12 protein-coding genes and 1 riboswitch are annotated in these 23,784 nt (G+C 61.2%); of the genes, 6 read left to right on the top strand and 6 right to left on the bottom strand.

Annotated features, from left to right (window positions below; all coding sequences use genetic code 11):
• Positions 1 to 62 precede the first annotated feature (62 nt).
• On the bottom strand, positions 63 to 314 hold the full coding sequence (locus B5F12_RS08220) for a hypothetical protein (protein WP_087233050.1): 252 nt from the start codon (positions 312 to 314) through the stop codon (positions 63 to 65).
• Between the two features lie 217 nt (positions 315 to 531).
• Between B5F12_RS08220 and B5F12_RS08215 the strand changes: the two genes are divergently transcribed.
• Both B5F12_RS08215 and B5F12_RS08210 read left to right on the top strand, forming a co-directional pair.
• Complete coding sequence (locus tag B5F12_RS08215) at positions 532 to 2,133, top strand: peptide chain release factor 3 (protein ID WP_087233047.1); 1,602 nt, start codon at positions 532 to 534, stop codon at positions 2,131 to 2,133.
• 39 nt (positions 2,134 to 2,172) lie between these two features.
• Positions 2,173 to 2,700 (top strand): hypothetical protein, encoded by a 528-nt coding sequence (locus B5F12_RS08210; protein ID WP_087233043.1) that lies wholly within the window; start codon positions 2,173 to 2,175, stop codon positions 2,698 to 2,700.
• 51 nt (positions 2,701 to 2,751) lie between these two features.
• On the opposite strand, the gene B5F12_RS08205 is transcribed toward B5F12_RS08210, so the two are convergent.
• Entirely contained in the window at positions 2,752 to 7,437 is a 4,686-nt protein-coding gene (locus tag B5F12_RS08205) for a beta-L-arabinofuranosidase domain-containing protein (protein ID WP_158096783.1), read from the bottom strand.
• A gap of 433 nt (positions 7,438 to 7,870) precedes the next feature.
• Positions 7,871 to 9,370: a glycerol kinase GlpK gene (glpK, locus tag B5F12_RS08200; protein WP_087233037.1), complete on the bottom strand. Its 1,500-nt coding sequence runs from the start codon at positions 9,368 to 9,370 to the stop codon at positions 7,871 to 7,873.
• Positions 9,371 to 9,743: 373 nt separating this feature from the next.
• Between glpK and B5F12_RS08195 the strand changes: the two genes are divergently transcribed.
• The 3 genes from B5F12_RS08195 to B5F12_RS08185 are packed head-to-tail and all read left to right on the top strand — an operon-like array spanning position 9,744 to position 12,791.
• Complete coding sequence (locus B5F12_RS08195; RefSeq protein WP_087233034.1) at positions 9,744 to 11,195, top strand: NAD(P)/FAD-dependent oxidoreductase; 1,452 nt, start codon at positions 9,744 to 9,746, stop codon at positions 11,193 to 11,195.
• Positions 11,188 to 12,447, top strand: coding sequence for an FAD-dependent oxidoreductase (locus tag B5F12_RS08190; RefSeq protein WP_087233031.1), 1,260 nt, complete (start codon positions 11,188 to 11,190; stop codon positions 12,445 to 12,447). Before B5F12_RS08195 ends, B5F12_RS08190 begins: the two co-directional genes overlap by 8 nt.
• Entirely contained in the window at positions 12,444 to 12,791 is a 348-nt protein-coding gene (locus tag B5F12_RS08185; RefSeq protein WP_087233027.1) for a DUF1667 domain-containing protein, read from the top strand. The genes B5F12_RS08190 and B5F12_RS08185 overlap by 4 nt, the downstream gene beginning before the upstream one ends.
• A 68-nt stretch (positions 12,792 to 12,859) precedes the next feature.
• Here the strand turns inward: B5F12_RS08185 and B5F12_RS08180 are convergent, their stop codons facing one another.
• The 3 genes from B5F12_RS08180 to pflA all read right to left on the bottom strand — a co-directional run bounded on the left by B5F12_RS08180 (position 12,860) and on the right by pflA (position 21,903).
• Complete coding sequence (locus tag B5F12_RS08180; protein WP_087233024.1) at positions 12,860 to 18,325, bottom strand: beta-L-arabinofuranosidase domain-containing protein; 5,466 nt, start codon at positions 18,323 to 18,325, stop codon at positions 12,860 to 12,862.
• 594 nt (positions 18,326 to 18,919) lie between these two features.
• On the bottom strand, positions 18,920 to 21,163 hold the full coding sequence (gene pflB / locus B5F12_RS08175; protein ID WP_087233021.1) for a formate C-acetyltransferase: 2,244 nt from the start codon (positions 21,161 to 21,163) through the stop codon (positions 18,920 to 18,922).
• Positions 21,164 to 21,177: 14 nt separating this feature from the next.
• The gene (gene pflA, locus B5F12_RS08170; RefSeq protein ID WP_087233017.1) at positions 21,178 to 21,903 is read right to left on the bottom strand and encodes a pyruvate formate-lyase-activating protein; all 726 of its coding nucleotides are present in this window, start codon (positions 21,901 to 21,903) and stop codon (positions 21,178 to 21,180) included.
• A gap of 60 nt (positions 21,904 to 21,963) precedes the next feature.
• A riboswitch (ZMP/ZTP riboswitch) is annotated at positions 21,964 to 22,049 on the bottom strand.
• A 203-nt stretch (positions 22,050 to 22,252) separates the two neighbouring features.
• Here pflA and B5F12_RS08165 point away from each other — a divergent pair.
• On the top strand, positions 22,253 to 23,746 hold the full coding sequence (locus tag B5F12_RS08165) for an LCP family protein (RefSeq protein WP_158096782.1): 1,494 nt from the start codon (positions 22,253 to 22,255) through the stop codon (positions 23,744 to 23,746).
• The last annotated feature ends 38 nt before the right edge of the window (positions 23,747 to 23,784 follow it).

Raw genomic sequence — 23,784 nt, 5'->3', positions numbered from 1 at the left:
TTCCCGGAAATTTCCTGCTGCGGACAAGGAAAACCGGCGGTCTCCCGCCGGTTTTCCCAATCTTATCCCAATCCGTCCGACGCCTGGTCGTCGGCATCCGGTTGCTCTGGGTCAGACGCCGTCTGTTTCGTACTCTTGGCCTTCTTGACTCCCATCAGAGCCATCAAAACCACAGACACCACCGAAAGTACCCCACCGGATATGGTAGCCACCATGCTCTCATTAAAGCCCAGGGCCACCGCAATACCAGCCACAAGGCCTACCACAGCCACCCAGACTGCTTTATCACTGAGTACGGCTTTCAGTCCTGTCATGGCAGTCCCTCCTTTTCACAATCAGGGACTGGGGACTCCCCCACAGCCCCTATGCCATTGGTATGCAAAAACAATCGAGCCGGACTCTACGCCGTCCCCGTTTTCCCACTTTCTCTGTTGCCCTTTTCCCCGGTTGGTGGTATAATTGCTCCACTATCATACACAATGGGGTGGTTTTGCCTGACTGCCCCAATTTTATCATATGGAGGTTGTTTCCTTGTCACTGTACGAAGCTGAGATCAACCGGCGGCGAACCTTCGCCATCATCTCTCACCCGGACGCCGGTAAAACCACCCTCACCGAGAAATTCCTCCTCTACGGAGGCGCCATTGCCCAGGCCGGCGTGGTCAAGGGCAAGAAGAATGCCCGGGCCGCCACCTCCGACTGGATGGAGATTGAGAAACAGCGCGGCATCTCCGTCACCTCTTCTGTGATGCAGTTCCAGTACGAGGGGTTCTGCATCAACATTCTGGACACCCCCGGCCACCAGGACTTCTCTGAGGACACCTACCGCACCCTCATGGCCGCCGACTCCGCCGTGATGGTCATCGACGCCGCCAAGGGCGTGGAGGCTCAGACCCGGAAGCTGTTCAAGGTCTGCGCCATGCGGGATATCCCCATCTTCACCTTTATCAATAAGATGGACCGAGAGGCCCAGGACCCCTTTGACCTGTGCCAGGAGCTGGAGCGAGAGCTGGGCATCGACACCTACGCCGTCAACTGGCCCATCGGCTGCGGCAAGGAGTTCCAGGGCGTGTACGACCGCCAGCGCAAGAAGATCATCCACTTCACCTCCAACACCAACGCCAAGGCCGCCATCGCCACCGAGGTGAATCTGGACGACCCGGAGCTGGCGGGCCTCATTGGCGAGAGCCACTACCGCCAGCTGGTGGACGAGATTGAGCTGCTGGACGGGGCCTCCTGCGAGTTCGACATGGACCGAGTGCGCCACGGCAAACTCTCCCCCGTGTTCTTCGGCTCCGCCCTGACCAACTTCGGCGTGGAGCCCTTCCTGGAGGATTTCTTGCGCATGACCACCGCCCCCCTGCCCCGCATGGCCGGAGAGGAGCTCATCGACTCCTTCGACGACGACTTCTCCGCCTTCGTCTTTAAGATTCAGGCCAACATGAACAAGGCCCACCGGGACCGTATCGCCTTCATGCGCATCGTCTCCGGCAAGTTCCAGGCGGACAAAGAGGTCTACCACGTCCAGGGCGGCAAGAAGATCAAGCTCTCCCGGCCCCAGCAGCTCATGGCCGCCGAGCGTGAGATCATTGAAGAGGCCTACGCCGGAGATATCATCGGCGTGTTTGACCCGGGCATTTTCTCCATTGGCGATACCCTGTGCACCGCCTCCCATAAGTTCCAGTTCAACCCCATCCCCACCTTTGCTCCCGAGCACTTCAAGCGGGTGCGGCCCCTGGACACCATGAAGCGCAAGCAGTTCCTCAAGGGCATGGAACAGATCGCCCAGGAAGGCGCCATCCAGATTTTCAAGACCCCCTACTCCGGCATGGAGGAAGTCATTGTGGGCGTAGTGGGTACCCTGCAATTTGACGTGCTGGAGTACCGCCTGCGCAATGAGTACGGAGTGGACCTGTACGTGGAGGGTCTGCCCTACCAGTTCCTGCGTTGGATTGAGCACGACGGAGACGAGCCCCTCCGGGCCGACGACCTGGTGCTGCCCAACGACGCCATGCTGGTGGAGGACTACAAGGGCAACCAGCTGCTCCTCTTCGCCTCCGGCTGGTCCATCAACTGGACCGCCGACCGCAACAAGCAGCTGACTCTGCTGGAGTTCGGCGGCGCACAGTTCTAACCCACGTTCCCCATCTGCCCAGTAGAAAGGGGGTTCCCTATGGCTGACCTATACGAGCAAATCACCCCGCCCCAGCAGCGCAAGGCCCCCAGCGGGAAGTGGAAACTCCTAGTGCTGCTGGCCATCGGCCTGGTCTTATTGCTGCTGTGTATCGTCCCGGTAGCCCGGGTTCTGGGCCATCAGTACGGATATAAGCGGTTTGTCTCCGCCCTATCCACCCAGACCTACCAGTGCTATTATCAGGACAATCTGCGGGCTGAGGTGGACGGCACTTCCCTGCGCATCACCGGAGACAACGCCTATGTGGTCTACAACGCCATCTCCGCTCTGGGGCCTGGCAAACTGCCTGGAAACCCACCCCAGGAGACCCCGGACGCCGTGCTGTACTACGGCGACGAGGCAGTGATGAAGCTGTGGAGCGTGGCTCTGTCCCAGGCCGACCGCCGCCCCAGCGGGGTGTATGTGGAGTTTGACGGCCCTGAAGGGGACTTCTCCTATATCATCAACGGGAAGGATATGTCCTATTTTTCCGCCGCCCTCTCCCCGGAGAAAAATCCAGCTTGGTAACTTGATATGCAAAAAACATGGAAGAGCAAAGCTCCTCCATGTTTTTTTGCTTTATTTCTTGCGCTTGCGGGTGTGAACAGCGGCACCCATCAGGGCGGTACCCGCCGCCCCGCCGCTGGCCAGCCACAACCACAGCTGAGCAGCGTCCCCGGTCTGGGGCACACGCTCCGGCTTCTGCGTGGCCTGGGGCCGCTGGGTTGCCTCGGGGGTCTGGGTGGCTTCGGGCTTGTCCGTGGTCTCGGGTGCGCCCTCTGCGGTGAGCCCCTCCATGGCAGCGGTGAGCGCGTCCACCGCCTGGGTCACCACGGCCTGGTCGTCCTCGGTGAGGCTCTCATCTGCCAGCACCGCCTGGGCGCTGGCCAGAGCGGAGCGGAATGCCGCCACACTCTCGGCGGTATAGCCGGTGAGGTCCATGCCCTGGGCCTTCGTGAGAAGCTCTTCCAGGATGGACTTGTCCGCCCGGAACCGCTGGGCCAAAATGGCATCCAACAGGGCGTCGGTGGCCTGGTCCACGTCCCCTTGCAGGGCGTCCCCATCCTTCTGCACGGTCTCAGCCGCTGCCAGGGCATCCACCAGCTCGGGCCAGTGGGTGGCCACGTACTTGTCCGCCTGTGCCACCATGTCCTGAGCCCGAAGGATGACCAGGTCCAGCATGGTCTTGTCCCCCTGAATGAGGCCAAGGCCCCAGATGCCCTCCAGGAGGTTGTCCCAGGCGGCGTTGACCTGCTCTTGGGTGGCGTTGGGGTCGGCCAGCACCTGTCCGGCCTCCTCCAGCACCTGGCGGAAGTAGTCGGCGGCAGACTGAGCCACGCCGTCGGTGGACAGGGTCCGTGCATAGTCATAGGTGGTTTGCAGGATGCTCTTGTCCACCCGGGTGGGCTCCTGGTCCTGAGTCTTCACGGTGATGGTGTAGTCCAGATACGTCTCGTGGTCCTGGGCGTAGGAGCGCAGGGTGAACACGGTCTCCTCCCCGGTGAGGGCCACAGTGCGGGACAGGGTGTCGTCAATGAGGATGCCGCCCTCCCCGCCCACGTAGATGAGGCCGCTGGGGGTGTGGGGGTCCACATCCATGGTCACGCTCTGGGTTCCGGTGGGCACGGTGAGGGTGTAGTCGGTGACGTCCTGGGTCAGTTCCGGCGTGAGGGTGCCCTCTTCAAAGGACAGACCGGACAGGGCGGGGTCCTTGTCATACTCCAGGGAGTTGAGAATGGAGATGCCGAACAGGCCGCCGGCATAGCCGCCTGTGGACTGGAACTTCACCTCGATGACGGGAATCTTCTCCCCGTTCTCGTCCAGCTTGTAACTGCCGTCCTCGTTGAGTTTGTAGTTGGGGTTGTCCAGATACTCCTGGGGAATCTCGTCCACCACGTAGTAGAAGACCTTGCCGTTTTCATCGGTGATGCGTTCGGTCTTGAACTTCTCCCCGTTGAGGTACACGTCAAAGGAGCGTCCCACATCGCCGCCGTAGTAGGTGCAGCGCAGGTAGTTGTGCTCTGCGTTCACGTCCAGCTCCATGTTGTAGCTGAACCAGCCACCGCTCTCGGCGTGGCGGTACTGTCTGCCCTGGAACACGCCCACACTGGAGCGGTCAAACTTCAGGTCCTTGGCCGCCTCGGAGTTGTTGGCGTCGAAGTTGGTGAGGTTGGAGACGGCCCGCTCCTCCTCCCGCAGGGACTGCTTTTCCGCCAGAATGCGCTCCTGCATGGCGGGGGAGTCCGGCTCCTCCAGGTACATGTACAGGCCGTAGCGTACCCCGTGCTGCATGTAGTGGGGGGTGTACACCAGGGCGCCGTCGTCGGAGTCGGTATTCTTTAAGACAAATTGCACCCGGCCCTTCTCGTCGTCCTCCACACGCACCAGGTTCTCTGTGAGGTTGTCCAGCCACTGCTCCACGCTCTGGTTCTGGATGCCGATGACCGTCTGGGCGTCGGCGTCCAGGGTGGCAGCTCGGACCAGGATGCCGTTGGGCACGTAGGAGTCAATGTCCTTGTCCCCCAGGTCGGCACTGAGCACCATGGGACCGTACTTAAAGGCCACGAAGTTGGCGTTGTCGGGCAGGTCGTAGGCCACCACTTCCATGGGCATGGTGCACACGATCTCGTCCCCGGCGGCCACGTCAATGACAGCAAAGCCGTAGGAGGTGTCATACTCGTAGGCCACGCCGTTTTTCTCCACGGTGAGGGGTCCGGCCAGCCAGTCGGGCACCCGCACCAGCAGCTGGGTGCCCTCCTTCACCTGGCCGCCGTCCAGGCTCTCCACCTGGAAGGTGACGGTGTCCTCGTTGGGCATGTTGGCGGTCTGGGCGAGCTTGAGGTTGCGCTCCTGGTCCGTGAAGGTGGAGGAGAAGAACATGCTGACGTACACCTGGTTTTCATCGGTGTAGTACAGGCTGTCCCCCAGCTTGGAGAAGCTCTCCATACCCGTGCCCGTGCAGCACCAGAACTCGGTATCCGGACGGCTGTAGACCTTGTTGTGGCCGGGGGCCATGGGTTGGAAGTACATAGTCATGCCGGTCTCCGGGTTCTGGGAGGGGAGAATGGCATTGATGTAGGTGTTCTCATAGTAGTCCAGATACTTCTTCTTCCCGGTGACCTTGAACAGCTCCCGGGACAGCTTGAGCATGTTGTAGGTGTTGCAGGTCTCGCAGGTGGTCTCCGCCCCGCCGTTGGAGCCGGTGGCCTGGGCGTACAGCTGGTCGGCGGCGTGGAAGTGCTCGGAGCAGCTGTTGCCGCCGGTGACATAGGTGTGGTGGTTGACCACGGTGTCCCAGAAGGACTCTGCCGCCTTGAGATACTGGGGCAGCTCGTCCTTTTCCTCCTGGGTCAGCTGGTCGTAATACTCCGGCTCACTGAGCACGGTATACCGCTTCAGAGCCCCGATGAACTTGGGGATGGTGGTGTTGGCGTGCTTGCCATTGAGCACGTCATTGCCGTTGGCCAGCTCCCAGAACAGAGAGGTCTCGTCAAACAGCTGGGCCACCTCCTTGTGCTTGGGGTCGCCGGAGAGGCGGTAGAGCTCATAGAGAGCGTCGTTCATGCCGCCGTACTCGGTGGCCAGCATCCGGTCCTTGGACACGTGGCCCACCAGGCGGTTATAGAGGAAGGTGCCCAGATTCTCCGCCAGAGTCAGGGCATCCTGGGCCAGGGTCTGGTCCTCCGCCTTGGGGCTGAGGCTCAAGTCGTTGTAGATCTCCAGCAGACCCGCCAGCACCTTGTGCAGGTTGTAGTAGGGTACCACCACCGGCTCGTTGGAGGTGCTCAGGCCGTCGGCCAGACCCAGCACTTCCACGGGGAAAGCGGCCACAAAGCCGTCGTTATCCGGGTTGTCATCGGTGTAGGTGGCCTGCTGGCACACCTTCAAGCCTTCCACAGCGGTCTCCAGCTTGTCCCGCAGGGTCTTGACCTGGGCGTTGTCGGTGGAATAGTTGTAGCTGCGGTACATCATGGCCATGGCGGACATGTAGTGCCCAAAGGCGTGGCTGCGGAAGTTGGAGCCCTGGCTGCGCTCCCATCCCTCGGGATAGCCCTGGGTGCTGCCGTAGTCGGCGGGGTTGAGCCCTGCGCTCTTGTAGCACTCGTAGAGGAAACGGTTGGGGTCCAGGGTGTCCGCCAGATAGTTCAGCTCCTGCTGGGAGGCGTTGACCAAGTAGTCGTCGGTGAGGGTCACATTCTCCAGACCAGAGTTTTCAATGTTCAGCCCCTCCCGGACCTGGGCGGCCACCACCACGGTGAACTCCTTGCTCTGCTCCGGGGCGTCCTGGTACTGGGCGTAGGCGGTGAGGGTGACGGTCTGGTCCTCCTCCCCCCGCACCACCGTGCCGTCCAGGGCGATGACATCGGGGTCGGAGCTCTCCCAGCGGATGGTGGAGCCGGAGGCCCCTTCTGCGGGCAGGGTCAGGTTCTCGGTGGTACGGCTGGGAATGGTGAGCCCGTTTAAATCTGCCTGGGCCACTTCTGCCCCGTCCACCTGGCCGCCCATCTCCTCATAGAGGGCCAGCACGTCCTTCTGGGTGGCCACCTCGTCGTACACCCGGTACTCGTCCAGCGCTCCCCGCAGGTGGGAGGAGTCGGTTTTGTACACCTCGCCGTTCCAGCCGATGCTCTTCATGGCGTCGGTCTGGCCCAGTACGCCGGTGGAACTGTCGTTGATGCCGTACTTGATGCGGGTGGTCTGGGGAATGCCGTTGCGGTAGATGTTCACGTCCTTGGTGACATGGTCATAGGTCACCACGATATGGGTCCACTCCCCCGCAGGGAAAAACTCGCTGCGGTTTCCATCCACCGCCACCAGGTAGGGCTGGGAGGAGCCGGGGCCGATGGACAGCTCTAGAGGAATGGAGTCGTTGAGGCTGCTCAAATACCAGCCGTCGGCGTTGTACTCGTTCTTGTTCCAAGTAATGATCTGCTCCCCGGTCATGGTCTGGGTGGGCTTGAGCCAGAAGGAGAGGGTCAAGTCCTGGGGCTGGAGCTCCACAGAGGTGCCCAGATTCAAATGGGCCCCCTGGAGTTCCACCGCCTGGGTTCCCTCCTCCACCCCGTCCACAAAGGTGAGCTTGCTCTCCTCCGAGGCAGTCACCGGGTGCTGGAGGGTGGAGCCGTCTGCCAGCGTCCCCTCAAAAGACAGGTCCAGCACCGGGTCCCCCAAGGTGTCGGTCAGAGGCCGGGCCGCCAGAGAAAACGGCGCTGCCATGGAGGCCAGCAGAGACGCTGCCAAGCAAATGGATGCAATTCGTTTCACCATTCATCTCTCCCTTTCATACAAACTGTGTAAATGTCTGGTGTCTTTACAGGAGATGTTAGCATCCACTTACGAGAAAATCAACACATTGCACAGAGATTTGATATTTTCCACCTTTCTAACAATACAAATTATACAATACACACATTTTCAACTATTTTATGGGTCATTTTCCGGTGAACCCCTGGAGTGTTCCAAAGTTCTCTCATTTCTTTCCACTCATTCGCCCGCTTTCAGCCGGGGATTTCCCCCATCCTTTGCCCAGACAGCTGGAAGACCGCAGGCGTATTTCAGGCAAATTTGTATGATTTTTTATTAAATACAAATCATGTTATTATTTTTTATGAAATAAAAGTTGTCCGTTTTCTCTCCCTGACGCAACAAAGCCCCGGCGCTTTTCCTGCGCCGGGGCTTCTGCTCGCGACCATGGGTTTTATGCCTCTTCTGGGTCCACCCAGCCGCAGCTGCGGCCCACCGCCTTGTGCCAACCCCGCAGCAACTTGTCCCGCTGGGGCTGGTCCATGTTGGGGGTGTAGAGGCTGTCTAAGGTCCACTGGGCACGGATCTCCTCCAGGTCCCGCCAGAACCCGGTGGCCAGGCCCGCCAGATAGGCGGCGCCCAGGGCGGTGGTCTCCCGAATCATGGGGCGGCGCACCTGTTTGCCCAGAATGTCCGCCTGGAACTGCATGAGGAACTTGTCTCGGGAGGCGCCGCCATCCACGCTCAGCTCGGTGAGGTGGATGCCCGTGTCCCTCTCCATGGCCTCCACCAGGTCATAGCTCTGGTAGGCGATGGACTCCTGGGCCGCCCGGATGATGTGCTCCCGGGTGGTGCCCCGGGTGATGCCGATGAGGCAGCCCCGGGCGTACATGTCCCAATAGGGGGCACCCAGTCCGGTGAAGGCGGGCACCAGGTACACTCCTCCGGTGTCTGGCACCTTCTGGGCGTAGTACTCCGCATCCCGGGACTCGGTGATGAAGCGCAGCTCATCCCGCACCCACTGGATCACCGCCCCGCCCACAAACACGCTGCCCTCCAGGGCGTACTGCACCTTGCCATTCAGACCGATGGCAATGGTGCTGATGAGGCCGTTTTCACTGCGGTAGAGCTGGTCTCCCGTGTTCATGAGCAAAAAGCACCCGGTACCATAGGTGTTTTTCGCCTCGCCGGTGGCAAAACAGGTCTGGCCGAACAGCGCCGCCTGTTGGTCCCCCGCGATTCCCGCAATGGGCACTTCCACCCCCTGGAGGTTCACATAGCCGTAGATTTCGCTGGAGTTGCACACCCGTGGCAGCATGCTCATGGGGATGCCCAGCTTTTCACAGATGGTCTCGTCCCACCGCAGGTCCCGGATGTTGTAGAGCATGGTGCGGCTGGCGTTGGTGTAGTCGGTGACGTGGACCTTGCCCCCGGTGAGCTTCCACACCAGCCAGCTGTCCACGGTGCCGAACAGGAGCTTCCCCTGCTGGGCCCGCTCCCGGGCCCCCTCCACGTGGTCCAGAATCCACTGGATTTTGGTGGCGGAGAAGTAGGCGTCGATGAGCAGCCCCGTGTGCTCCTTGACGTATTCGGTAAAGGCCTCGTCCTTCTTCAGCTCCTCGCACAGCCCCGCCGTGCGACGACACTGCCACACAATGGCGTTATAAATGGGCTTGCCCGTGTCCTTGTCCCACACAATGGCGGTCTCCCGCTGGTTGGTGATGCCGATGGCGGCAATGTCTGCGGGGTCAATGCTGTTACCCACCAGGGACTCAATGAGCACCCCGTACTGGGTAGAGTAAATCTCCATGGGGTCATGCTCCACCCACCCGGGCTTGGGGTAGTGCTGGGCAAACTCCCGCTGTTCCAAGGCCACAATGTTCTGCTGTCGGTCGAAGACAATGCAGCGGCTGCTGGTGGTGCCCTGGTCCAGGGCGATGACGTACTGTTTCATACTCTTCCGCCTCCTGTGTCTGGTGTTGCCGCATCCAACAAAAAAAGAGCACAACTGGCGACTTGCCCCTCGCCCGTCCTGCTCCTCATCTTTCTTGGGTTGCACCCATTATGCCAGATTTTCACCCCCCTGTAAAGGGCTCCCCTCCCCGCCCGGAAAAAATCAGCGATACGACGCAAACCGCCCCCGGTTTTTCGTCACTGTGCACAGTCTAAAGGATGTTCCATTTCTATCCCTTGCTTTTTCCCACAAAACCGGATATAATAGCCCCAACAAACGGATAGACCAAGGGGTTGAGCGCAACGCAGGTGGGTGGCCGCAATCAGGGGGCTGGATCTGGGTTGCGTTTTGCTTTGGAAGGGAGGTCCTTTTCATGTATGACGTCATCATTCTGGGCTGTGGGGTGGTGGGGGCGGCCGCCGCCTATCACCTGGCCCAGTATCCCCTGAACGTGGCCATCTTGGAGGCTCAAAACGATGTAGCCAATGGCACCACCAAGGCCAACAGCGCCATCATCCACGCCGGGTACGACCCGGAGCCGGGCACCCTCATGGCCCGGCTCAACGTGGAGGGCAACCGGATGGCCGGGGACATCTGCCAAAAGCTCCAGGTGCCCTTTGCCCGGGTGGGCAGCCTGGTATTGGCCTTTGATGAGGGAGACCTTCATACCCTGCGCACCCTCTATGACCGAGGCGTACAAAACGGCGTGCCGGGGCTGGAACTGCTGGACGCCGCCCAAGTGCGCCAAACAGAGCCCAACCTCAGCCAGAACGTGGTAGGCGCCCTCTACGCCCCCACCGCCGGCATTGTGGACCCCTGGCAGTATGCCCTGGCCATGGCAGAGGTGGCGGTGGTCAACGGCGTGGAGCTCCACCGCTCCGCCCCTGCCACGGCCATCACCCCCATAGAGGGGGGCCACGCCGTCACCACCCCCAAGGGGGTATTTGAGGGGAAATATATCCTCAATGCCACTGGGGTGTTCTCCGACCAGGTGCATGGGCTGTTAGAAGAGCCGGACTATGCCATCACCCCCAACCGGGGCGAATACTACCTGCTGGACAAGAGCCAGGGAAAGCAAGTCTCACACGTGGTATTCCAGTGTCCCAATGAGCGGGGCAAAGGAGTACTGGTGGCCCCCACCATCCACGGCAATCTCATTGTGGGCCCCAACGCCCAACCGGTGGAGGACCGCCACGACCTGGGCAACACCGCCCAAGGGCTGGCCTTTGTCAGGGAACAGGCCATGCGCTCGGTGCCCTACCTCAACTTTGGGGAAAACATCCGCAACTTTGCCGGACTGCGGGCCAACTCCACCCGCTCCGACTTCATTCTGGAGGAGAGCCCCAACCACCCCGGCTTCTTCGACCTGGCGGGGGTCAAGTCCCCCGGTCTGGCGGCCAGCGCCGCCATTGGCAAGTGGGCCTGTGAACGGATTTTGGAGAGGGAGCCGGACCTGCAACCCAAACCGGACTTTGTGGACCAGCGGTCCCACGTGATGTTCCAACACCTCTCCCCCCAGGAGAAAAACGCCCTCATCGCCCAGGACCCCCGGTATGGCCGGGTGGTCTGTCGGTGCGAGACGGTCACCGAGGGGGAGATCGTGGCCGCCCTCCACGCCCCCATCCCGCCCTACACCATCAACGGGGTGAAGCGGCGGTGCAATGCGGGCATGGGCCGCTGTCAGGGTGGCTTCTGCGCCCCCAGGGTCCAGGCCCTCATTGCCCGGGAGCTGGGGCTGGACCCCTGTGAGGTGCTGCTGGACCAGGAGGGCTCCTACCTCCTCACCGGAGAGACCAAGGGCCAAGGAGGGAACGCTCATGTATGAACTCATTGTCATTGGCGGCGGGCCCGCCGGACTGGCCGCCGCCCGAGAGGCCTGGGACCAGGGGCTGCGGAAGGTGCTGATTTTGGAGCGGGACCAGGAGCTGGGCGGCATCCTCAACCAGTGCATCCACAACGGCTTTGGGCTCCACCACTTCAAAGAGGAGCTCACCGGGCCGGAGTACGCCGCCCGATTTATTCAGCAGGTCCAGGCCACCGATGTGGAAGTGCAGCTGGATACCATGGTGCTCCAGCTCCTCCCCGGCGCCCCCCACCAGGTCCACTGCGTCAGCGCCCAACACGGCTATCAGGTGCTGGAGGCCCAGGCGGTGGTGCTGGCCATGGGCTGCCGGGAGCGGGCCCGGGGGGCCATTGCCATCCCCGGGGAGCGTCCAGCGGGCATCTTCACCGCCGGGGCCGCCCAGCGGTATCTGAATATGGAGGGGTACATGGTGGGCCGCCGGGTGGTCATCCTGGGCAGCGGCGACATTGGCCTCATTATGGCCCGGCGCATGACCCTGGAGGGGGCCCAGGTACTGGCCTGTGTGGAGCTGATGCCCTACTCCAGCGGCCTCACCCGGAACATCGTCCAGTGCCTGGAGGACTACTCCATTCCCCTCTACCTCAGCCACACGGTCACCGACCTTCGAGGCCACCACCGCCTGGAGCAGGTGGTGGTGAGCCGGGTGGACGAGAACCGCCGCCCCATCCCCGGTACCGAGATGGTCTTTGATTGCGACACCCTGCTGCTCAGCGTAGGGCTCATCCCGGAAAACGAGCTCACCCGTCAGGCCGACATTCCCATGGACGGACGCACCCACGGGGCGGTGGTGTTTGAGAGCATGGAGACCCAGGTGCCCGGCATTTTCGCCTGCGGCAATGTGCTCCACGTCCACGACCTGGTGGACTACGTCACCGCCGAGAGCCAGCGGGCGGGGGCTGCCGCTGCCCGCTATGTCCAGGGGGAACAAGCTGCCGCCGAGGCCCTCACCCTCACCCACAGCTCCGGGGTCACCTACACCGTCCCCCAGCGTATCCGCCGGGGCAGCGGCAACGTGCAGGTGCTGTTTCGGGTCAACCAGGTATTTGGCGAGAGCCACATTGTGGTAAAAGACGACTCAGGCAATCCCATTGCCCAGTTCCCCCGCTCCCACATGGCCCCGGGGGAGATGGAGCAGATCACCCTGCCCGGGGCGCTGCTCCGTCGGGCCGTCGGGGGCCTCACGCTCTCCATTGAGGAGGTGGAAGGGACATGAGAGAACTGGTGTGCATTGTCTGCCCCAAGGGGTGCCGCCTCCAGGTGGATGAGGAGCACGGCTACGCCGTCACCGGGAACAGCTGTCCCCGGGGGGCAGAGTACGGCAAAAATGAACTGCTCCACCCCACCCGGGTGCTCACCAGCACGGTATGCATCCAGGGCGGACTCCACCGCCGCCTGCCTGTGAAGACCACCGCCCCCATCCCCAAGGAATTAGTATTTCAGGCCATGGACGCCCTCAATGGGGTGCGCCTCACCGCCCCGGTGCATCTGGGACAGGTGGTGATTCATGACCTGCTGGGAACCGGGGTGGATGTGGTGGCCACCCGGGATATGACCTAACCCATTCCAACCCTTGATTGCATAAAAAAGTACGGTCAGCTTGACGCTGACCGTACTTTTTTATCATGTTAGCCGTTGCGGCGGCGGCGCACCACGGTGACAGCGCCAAGCACCATCACGGCGGCGGCCAGAGCGGCCACATAGCCCATCAGCTGGGCGGAATCGCCCGTCTGAGGCACGTTCTCCGGCTTCTCGGTGGCCTGGGGCTTGTCTGTGGCCTCAGGGTTCTGGGAAGCCTCGGGGGTATCGGTGGTCTCGGGAGCGCCACCGGCGGTGAGGCCGTTCATGGCGTCGTTGAGGGCGGCCACAGCGGCGTCCACGGTGGCCTGATCCTCCTCAGACAGCGTGGCATCATCCATCACAGCCTGGGCATTGGCCAGAGCGGTGCGGAAGGTAGCCACAGACTCGGCGGTGTAGCCGGAGAGGTCGATGCCCTCAGCCTTGCCGATGAGGTCTTCCAGAATGGACTTGTCCGCCTTGAAGCGCTGGGCCAGAATGGCATTGAGCAGAGCCTCGGCGGCGGGCTTCACATCCTCCTCCATGGCGTCACCGTCGGCGTACACGTCCTTGGCCTTGGCCAGGGCGTCCACCAGTTCCTGCCAGTGGTCGGCCATGTACTGGTCGGCGTTGGCCACCATGTCATCGGCCTTGGTGATCAGCTGCTCCAGCAAGGTCTTGTCGCCTTGCACCAGGCCCAGACCCCAGATGCCCTCCAGCAGGTTATCCCAAGCGTTGTTCACCTCAGCCTGGGTGGCGTTCTCATCAGCCATCACAGCCTTGGCCTCGTCCAGAGCCTTCTGGAAGGCGGCCACGGCGGAGTCGGTGACACCGGTGGTGTCCAGCCCCTCGGCGTAGGCGATGGTCTTCTCCAGCAGGGTCTTGTCCACGTCGCCGGGAGTGGGCTCACCGCTCTTGGTGACGGTGACGGTCCACTCAGCGCTGACGGAGTCCTCCCCGCTGGTGGCAGTGACGCTCACCACGGCGGTGCCCTCCTTGATGGCGTTGAGGGTCACGATAGCGGTGTCGGCACCCTCTGCAATCTCCACGGCGTCCCCGTCCTTGACGGTCCAGGTGTAGGTGGGATTGTCCAGGCCAGCGGCCACAGCGTTCAGGGTGAAGCTGTCGTCCACGGCCACCTCAGAGGCGCCGCCGATCTTCACGCTGGCCCCGGTGGTGTTGGTCCAGATGAGCATCTGGCTGCAGTTGTTCTGGCCTTCCACCCCGTCGTTGCCCCGGTTGTTCCAGGCATAGTAGGGAATGGCCTGGAGTTTGGCGTCGATGAGGTTGCCGTTGTCGTTGTACTTCACATCTCCGGTGATCTCCACCACGCCGTTGAGGAGGTCCTCATGGTAGGTGGCGGTGAGCTGGGCATCCCGGGGAATGACAAAGTTCAGGGGGCTGAAGTTTGCAATGTCACTGTTGAGCTGGGCGTTTCCGGCCATCTCAATGCTGTACACGATGGGGCCACGCTCAATGGCGATGCGGCCCTGGTTGGCCTCCACGTTGGGGTCGGCCTCGGTCATGCGGACTTCCATGGGCATGTCGATGCGCACGATGTCGCCCTTCTCCCAAGTGCGGGTGATGGCCACATAACCCTTCTCGGCCTCAGCGGTGACCTTCTCGCCGTTGACGTAGATGGACACTTCCTTGTTGGCCTGCTCCTGGGTCCAGCCGGGGATGCGGATGTTCATGGTGAACTCCTTGGCCTGGTCGGGGGTGACGGTGAGCTTCACAGCGCCGTCCCAGGGGTACTCGGTCTCCTGAGTCAAGTTCACGTTGGTGCCGTCGATGTTCAGGTTGCCCTCGCTGCCGATGTACATGTTCACAAACAGCTTGTCACCGTGGATGGTGTACATGTACTCGCTGAGCTTGGCGATGGTACGCATCAGGTTGGGGGGGCAGCAGGCGCAGGCGAACCAGTCGGAACGGGGATCGCCGTTCTTGGCCTCCAGATAGGTGCTGTAGTAGAACTTATCTCCGGTGAGGTTGGTGCCCACCAGAATGGCGTTGTACAGGTTCTTCTCCACCACGTCGGCGTACTTGGCGTCCTCGTGGATGAGGTTCATCCGCTGGTTCCAGTTGGCCAGGGCGATGGTGGCGCAGATCTCACAGTAGGAATCGTCATTGGGCAGCTCGTAGGGATCGCCGAAGTCCTCGCCGTGGGAGCGCACGCCAATGCCGCCGGTGATGTAGGTCTTGGTGTTGGCCACGGAGTCCCAGATGGCATCCATGGTGTTCAGGTAGGCCGCCCGGTCCGGGTCGTCCTCGGGCAGCAGGGTGGCCACATCGGTGACACCGGTGTAGAAGTAGCAGGCACGCACAGCGTGGCCCACAGCCTCGGTGATGGTCATGATGGAGTCGTTGTCCTGGGAGTACTCGCCACCCCAGTAACCGCTCTCGCGCTCGTCCATGTTGGTGCCGCGGCGGTCAATGAGGGTCTTCACCGTCTGGATGTACTTGTCTCCGGTGCCCTCGCCCTCGTACTCCTCCACCAGCTTGGCAAACTTCACCATAGCCAGCTCGATTTCCTCATGGCCGGGTACCTCGTGGCGGGTGCCGTTGGGGCCAAACAGGTCCACGATCTCGTCGGCAAACCGACGGCCCACCACATACAGGCTGTAGTCGGGATCGCCGATGCCCTCACGGTAGCGGGTGTAAGCCACCACGCCCTCCAGGAAGTGGCCGGCGTTGTACATCTCGTGGTTGGAGAAGTCGTGCCACCGGTGGGTACCAGCGGAGCTGCCGCCGGCGTGTCCGGTGCTTCTCAGGGTGAAGTGGGTGTTGATATAGCCGTCGGCGTACTGCACCTGCTCAATCAGGGAGATCCAGTAGGCCAGCTTCTCCTCCAGCTTCTCCCGCTGGGCCACCATCTCGGGGTCGGTGTCATCGTGGATGACGGACAGGGTGTAGGAGATGGCCTCAATGCTCTTGTAAATGTCGGAGTCCTGGAACACGTAGCCCTGGAACTCGTCGTAGGGCTCACCGTTGAGCTTGGCAATGGCGTTGACGAAGTTGGGCTCGCCGCCGGAGGCCTGCTCGATCTGATAGATGGCCTTGTTCAGGGAGTTGACGGCATTGACCTTCTGCTTGGGGTTCCAGAAGTTGTCGGTGAGCTGCACGTTCTCAAAGGTGACGGTGCTGTTGGCCACGGGAGTGACCACGGGCTCGTTGACGGTGACACGGGCCACAGCCTCCAGCTCCTCGTCGCCGGACACCACGGTGCCCTTGACCTCAAAGGTGGTGCCCACCTTGTCCTCGGCGTACAGAGCGGGGTCCACCTCTTCCCAGGTCACGGGAACCAGGGAGGCGTTGAACTCCTCGGCGAAGTTGTAGCCGGTGGGGCCGTACAGGTCGGGTGTGGGGTCGTCAAAGGCGATGCCGTTGGCCACCACGGTCTTGGGCAGGATGGGAGCACGTCCCGCCTCGGTAGCGGTGACATACTCGTCCAGGCTCTCGATGCCGTCCACCTTCACCTCCAAGGTGGCGGTGCGGGTGACGGTCTGGCCCTCCTCCTGCCGGGACACGGTGACCTTCAGAGTGCCGTAGCCGCTGTCCTTGGCGGCCAGCTGCACCTGAGACTCATTGGTGGCACCCACAATCTCCATGTACTGGCTGCCCTCGGTGAGCTCCCACTGGTAGCTCATGCCGTCCAGCCCTGCGGGGAGGCTCTCGGCGGTGAAGGTGCCCGTCTCACCCTTGAGGATGCGGTCCTTGCCGGTGATCTGGGTGGAAACCAGCTCGTTCCACTCGGCGGTCATCTCCTCGCCGTACACTTCCCATTCGCCGATGCCCACGCCGTTGGCGCCGGACCCGTTGCGGTCAATCTTCAGGCGAATCTGGGTGGTCTTCACCGGCTCCTGTAAGGAGACCACATTCCAATAGCGGTTGTTGCCGTTGAGGTAGTTGCCGGGCTGGTCGGAGGCGGCCTCCGCGCTGCCGTACTTCACGCCCACAGAGGACACCACCTGGCCGGACTCATTGGTCATGTTGGTGATCTTCTCCCACTGGCCGGACTCGTGGTTGAAGTACTCCACTTCACAGCTCTTGGGGAAGGTGACGTTGCCGGAGGCGGTGAGGTTGCCGTTATCCGCCCAGTACATCACCCGCATGCTGTTGAGTACATAGGGGGTATCCCAGGTCAGGGTGACGGTGGTGGGATAGGTGCTGCTGTTCCAGGTGTTCCAGGAGGTGCCCGCGTTGGTGGCCAGCTGCCCGTTGTTGACGTTGGTCACCGGGGTGTTCTGGGCGTCCGCAGAGGCGGTGGCCTGGAGGGCCACGTTGTCCCCGTCGGTCTGGGCCAGCTTGGTGCCGTACACTTCCACCTCACCGATGCCCACGCCGGTCTGGCCGTCGCCGTTGCGGTCGATGACCAGACGCAGCTTGCTGGTCTGAACGGTCTCGTTCATGGCCACGCCATTCCAGTAGCGGTTGGCCCCGTTGGCAAACTGGCTGGCATCGGTGCCCGCCTCATCGGCGGTGCCGAACTTCACGCCAATGGTGGAGGTGTCAGCGCCGGTCTCGTCCACCAGCTGGGTGACATCCACCCACTCCTTGGAGCGCTCATTGTACCACTGGAGCTGGCAGGAGGCGGGGAACTGCACCCCGTCGTTGTCCGACCACCACATGACCCGCACGCTGGAGATGTCATAGGTGGCGTTACCCCAGTCCAGATCCACGGTGACGGGGTACTCCACGTCGCCAGCCTCGGACCAGGTGTTCCAGGTGGTCCAGTTGCCGTCTGCCAGGGTGCCGTCATTGATGGCGGTCTCGGCGTTGTCGGGCAGGGTGGTGTTGGTGTAGGAGGTGGTCACCGAGGCCTCACCGGCCACGTTGGTGCCGGAGGCGATGGTCTGATAGCCAAAGGCCTCCCACTCGCTGATGCCCACACCGTTGGTGCCGCTGCCGTTGCGCTGGACCTTCATCACCAGCTGGGTGGTGGTGATGGGCTCAGAAAATTCCACGTAGTTCCAATACTTGTTGTTGCCGTTGATGCCGTTGTTGGAGCTGGAATCCACTTCCACGCCCACCTCGTCGGTGGGCATGCCCTTCTCATTGGTCATCCCGGTGATCTGGTGCTCGTTGCCCTCGCTGTCCACATAGTACAGAGCAGCGGACTTGGGGAAGGTGACGTTGGCATTGGCGTTCAGGGTGGCGTTATCCGCCCACCAGATCACCCGCATGCCTGTGATGACCTGCTCGGACTCCCAGGTCAGGGAGGTGGTGACGGGATAGGCCTCGTCGTTGGTGCCCCAGCTGTTCCAGCTGCTGTAGGGGTCGGAAGTGGCCAATGCTCCGTCGTTCATGGCATCGGGAGAGATGCCCCAAACATTGGTGTAGGATGCGCCTGCGGTGGCCTTGAGGGCAATGTTGTTGCCCAGATTCTCACCGTCTGTCTGCACGTAGTTGTACAGCTGGCTGCTGTCGTCCTGAGTCTCAGCTCTGGCCGGACTCATGGGAACCATGGACAACACCATGGCCGCACTGAGAAGGCCTGCTGCAACGCGTTTGTTTCCGAACTTCTTGAAACTCTTCATGTTTTCCCCTCTCTTTTATAATAGTCTTGAGTCTTGCATGGTTCTCTTCTGGCACTCTGCCTTCCACACCTGCTGTCTGGCCTTCGCCTCCTTCCGCTCCCCTCGCAGGGAAGAACAGTTCCCCGACCGGAACAATCAGGGAAATTGGTTTTACAATTTGATGCTCTCTTTCATACAAACTGCACATATGTCTGTTACCTTTATCATTGATGTTAGCATTCGCCCATTCAAAAATCAACACATTGCACAGAGATTTGATATTTTCCACCATTCCAACAATACAAATTATACAACGCCCAGCTTTTCAACCGTTTTCTCCGGCAATCCCCCCATAACACGTTAGAATTTTTAAATATTTCTCATTTGTTGCCACTCATTTCCTTGATCTGACACCTGGATTTTCCCTCAAATCCCGGGACACTCGCCCTCCTCACCCCCTGGTTTTCCCAGAGATTTGTACCAAATTTCAAAGCATACAAATTCATTGCATGGCCTTTGCATAATAAAAGTTGTCTGTTTTAAGCATTGTCCGAGCATGAAAGAAAGCCCAGAGAACGCCGAAGCATTCTCTGGGCTTTGGGAAGTGATGTTTGATTACACAGACTCGTGGAAGGTACGCTTGATGACCTCCAACTGCTGCTCCCGGCTCAGGCGGTTGAAGTTCACCGCATAGCCGGACACACGGATGGTGAGGGTGGGGTACTGCTCGGGGTGCTCCATGGCGTCCAGCAACACCTGACGGTCCATGACATTGACGTTCAGGTGGTGGGCGCCCTGGACGAAGTAGCCATCCAGGATGGACACCAGGTTGGTGACACGCTCCTGGGCACTCTTACCCAGGGCATTGGGGACAATGGAGAAGGTGTTGGACACGCCGTCCTGGCACACGCCCCGGTAGGGGATCTTGGCCACGGAGTTGAGGCTGGCCAGAGCGCCATTCTCGTCCCGGCCGTGCATGGGGTTGGCGCCGGGAGCGAAGGGCTCGCCGGCCTTGCGGCCGTCGGGGGTGGAGCCGGTCTTCTTGCCGTACATCACGTTGCTGGTGATGGTCAGGGCAGAGAGAGTGTGGATGGCGCCCCGGTACAGGGGATGCTTCTTGAGCTCCGCGGAGAAGTACGCGGCGATCTCCACGGCGATGTCGTCCACCCGGTCGTCGTCGTTGCCGTACTTGGGGAAGTCGCCCTCCACCTCAAAGTCCACGGCAATGCCGTCCTCGTTGCGGATGGGCCGCACCTTGGCAAACTTGATGGCGGACAGGGAGTCGGCGGCAATGGACAGACCCGCCACGCCGAAGGCGGCCAGGCGCTCCACCAGGGTGTCGTGGAGGGCCATCTGACTGGCCTCGTAGGCGTACTTGTCGTGCATGTAGTGGATGATGTTGATGGTGTCCACGTACAACTCAGCCACGTAGGACAGAACCTTCTTATAGTTGGTGAGCACCTTGGAGTAGCTGAGCACCTCGTCCTCGTCCCGGATGATGCCGGGCACCACGTGGAGGCCCTTCTTCTCGTCCACACCGCCGTTGATGGCGTACAGCAGACTCTTGGCCAGGTTGGCCCGGGCGCCGAAGAACTGCATCTGCTTGCCCACGGCCATGGCGGACACACAGCAGGAGATGCAGTAGTCGTCGCCGTACAGGGGGCGCATCACGTCGTCGTTCTCGTACTGGATGGAGTCGGTGGCAATGCTCATCTTGGCGCAGTAGTCCTTCCAGGCCTGGGGCAGGTTCTGGCTCCACAGCACGGTGAGGTTGGGCTCGGGCGCGGTGCCCAGGTTGGTGAGGGTGTGCAGGTAGCGGAAGCTGTTGCGGGTCACCAAGGTGCGGCCGTCAATGCCCATGCCGCCCAGGGACTCGGTGATCCAGGTGGGGTCGCCGCCGAACAGCTCGTTGTACTCGGGGGTGCGCAGGTGGCGCACCAGGCGCAGCTTGATGATGAACTGGTCGATGAGCTCCTGGGCCCCCTGCTCGTCCAGCAGACCACGGTCCAGGTCCCGCTGGATGTAGATGTCCAGGAAGGTGGCGGTGCGGCCCAGAGAGGTGGCGGCACCGTTGTTCTCCTTCACGCCCGCCAGATAGGCCAGGTACAGGTTCTGCACGGCCTCATGGGCGTTCTCGGCGGGGCGGGTGACGTCACAGCCGTAGCGGCTGGCCATGTGGGTGAACTCCTTGAGGGCCCGAATCTGGGTGCTCACTTCCTCCCGCAGGCGGATGCGCTCCTCGGTCATGGGGCCGTCCAGCTCCTCCAGGTCCTTCTGCTTCTCCTCAATGAGGAAGTTGGTGCCGTACAGGGGCACCCGGCGGTAGTCGCCCACCAGGCGGCCACGGCCATAGGCATCGGGCAGACCAGTGAGCAGGCCAGCGGTGCGGGCCAGACGGGTGCGCTTGGGGTAGGCGTCAAACACGCCCTCGTTGTGGGTCTTGCGGTAGAGGCTGAAGTGGCGCTCAATCTCGGGGTCCAGCTCGTAGCCGTACTCGTGGAGGGCGGACTCGGCCATGCGCATACCGCCGTACAGGTTGACAATGCGCTTGAGGGGGGCGTCGGTCTGGAGACCCACAATGACCTCGTTTTCCTGGTCAATGTAGCCGGGCTCGAAGTTGTCGATGCCGGACACCACATGGGTCTCCACGTCGATGATGCCCTTTTTCAGCTCCTCCACAATGAGGGCGTGGGCCTTCTCCCACACCTTGGCGGTGCGGGGGGAGATGGGGGCCAGGAAGCTGTCATCTCCGGTATAGGGGGTGTAGTTCTTCTGAATGAAGTTGCGCACATTCACCAGGTGGCGCCATTCGCCGGTGCGAAAGCCCTCCCAGGCGGTGCAGTTGACATCAATGCTCATGGGAATGTACCTCCTTATAAAATATGGGGAAACGCTCGGTCAAACTTCTCCTGCCACCCGGCCAGAGCGTCCTTGGCCAGGGGCTCCACCCCCTCCAGGGGGTAAGGATATCCCAGGGTATGGTACTTGTGTACTCCCAGGGTGTGATAGGGCAACAGTTCTACCCGGCGCACATGGTGCAAGGTGGAGACAAAGTCCAAAAGCCCTTGCAAATGCTCATCGCCGTCGGTGAGCCCGGGCACCACCACGTGTCGAATCCACAGGGGCACCTCTTGGGCCTGTAATTGGCTGAGAAACGCTCTCCATTCCCCGGTGTCCCGGCCTGTGACCGCTTGGAACCCCTGAGGGGTGTAGTGTTTGATGTCCAGCAGCACCAGGTCGGTGTGGGACAAAATCCGCTCATAGTCCCCCAGACCGCACCCGGCGGTGTCCAGACAGGTGTGAATGCCTTCCTTTTGGCACAGCTCCAGGGCCCGGGCCAAAAACTCCGGCTGCAACAGCGGCTCGCCGCCGGAAAAGGTGACCCCGCCGGTGGCGCCGTAGTAGGATTTGAACCGGCGCAGCTTGGCCACCAGTTCCTCCGGCGTCATCTCCTTGGCGGCAGCGGCGCCACACTCCCAGGTGTCCGGGTTGTGGCAATACTGACACCGCAGCCCACACCCCTGGAGAAACACCACGGTGCGAATGCCGGGGCCGTCCACCAGCCCCATGCTCTCCACAGAGTGAATGCGTCCTTTCATTGTGAACTCCCTTCTTTTTCCATTTGTTGGATAAAGAAAACGACCGACCCACTGGGACCTTTTTCTTGCCCAGACGGTCGGCCGGCTTTCACGATCATACGCCACGTGGTTAATTCCACTTAATACCGCCAGGTGTATGATCACCGTGAGTACAGGCTACTATATCTTGTGTCGTTTGTCAAGCTTCATTTTTATTTCCCATTATTTTTCAATTTCTGACCACTTTTTAAGAACTTCGCAAGGAGTTGTATCGAAGTTGTAAATTCTGCACGCCGCCCCGCCGGAACCGTTGCCATTTCCCCTGTGGCATACTATAATGTGCCATAACAACGACAAGGAGATGTGCCACATGGCAAAACGATACAAAAGGAAACAAGCTCATTCCGGTCTGGAGACCGTGGTCAATCTGCTGGCCCTGCTGTTGTTTGTCGTTCTCGGCATCGGCTTTGTGGCCGCGCTCTTCTTCACCCACATGCTCACCCCCCTGCTGTTGGCCCTGATTGCGGCGGCAGTGGTGGTGGCCGTAGTGGTGGTGTTTGCTCTGCGGTTCAGCCGCGGCCCCGCCAAGCGCACGGCGGGCTCGGTGCTGTCCGTGGTGTTCTGTCTGGTGTTCGCCGTGGGCATTGTCTATGCCCGGGTAGGCCTGGACACCCTGGACCGGGTCACCAACCCGGAGGCCCAGACCCTGGCCATGTCCGTGTATGTGCGGGGAGATGATACCCGCAGCATGGACGAGCTGCTCCAGCACCCCTTTGGCATGCTCAGCGCCGACCAGACCGACACTCAGGCGGCGGTGAAACAGCTGGACGCCAAGTACAGCGTCACCCTCACCCCCCAGGGCTATCCCGAAGCAACCAAGCTGGTGGATGCCCTCAACAACAAGGAAATCGATGCCATTTTGGTCAACCAGAGCCACATGACCGTGCTGGACGACCTGGAGGAGTACATGGACGTGATGCAGAGTCTGCGCATGGTGGACACCATTCAGGTGCCCCTCCAGGCCAGCGCCGCTCCCCAGCCCACCACCGCTCCCGCCATTCCCCTGGACCAGCCCTTTACCGTATATATCAGCGGCAGCGACTCCCGAAGCAGCGATATCTCCACCTCGGGCAACAGCGATGTGAACATCATCGCCACCATCAACCCCAAGACCCACCAGGTACTGCTGGTGTCCACTCCCCGGGACTACTTCATCCCCCTGTCCTTCTCCAATGGGGTCCCGGACAAGCTCACCCACGCCGGGGGCCGGGGCATTGAGGAGAGTATCAAAACTCTGGAAATGCTCTACGACATAGAGCTGGACTACTACTTTAAGGTCAACTTCGCCGGATTTGAGGGCATCATTGACGCCCTGGGCGGCATTGACGTGTACTCGGACTACGACTTCGAGTCCTATATCTCCGACTACACCTATGAAAAGGGCGTCAACCACATGGACGGCGAGAAGGCCCTGTACTTCGTCCGGGAGCGGTACAACCTCCCCAAGGGTGACTTCCAGCGGGGCATCCATCAGATGCGGATGATCGAGGCCGTGGCCAACAAGGTTCTCTCCCCCGCCATTCTCACCCAGTACCTCCCCTTCATGGATGCCGTGGGCAACTGCTTCCGCACCAGCATCCCCTCCGACTTCATCACCGATATGGTGCAAAACCAGCTGCAAAACGGCGGGGACTGGAACATCGTCAGCTACTACGTCTCTGGCACCCCAGCTTATCGCCGCACCTACAGCTATCCGTCCTACGACTTGTCTGTGGTCATCCCGGATGAATCCACGGTTGAGGTGGCCAAGGACCTGATGCAGCGGGTGCGCAACGGCGAAATCGTCACCTCCCCCCAGTCATAATCAATCTTACAGACGGCCCGGCGCTTGAAGCGCCGGGC

It is taken from the genome of Pseudoflavonifractor sp. An176, assembly GCF_002160435.1.
GTDB lineage: Bacteria > Bacillota > Clostridia > Oscillospirales > Oscillospiraceae > Enterenecus > Enterenecus faecium.
This window is presented reverse-complemented; position numbering and strand designations above follow the sequence as displayed.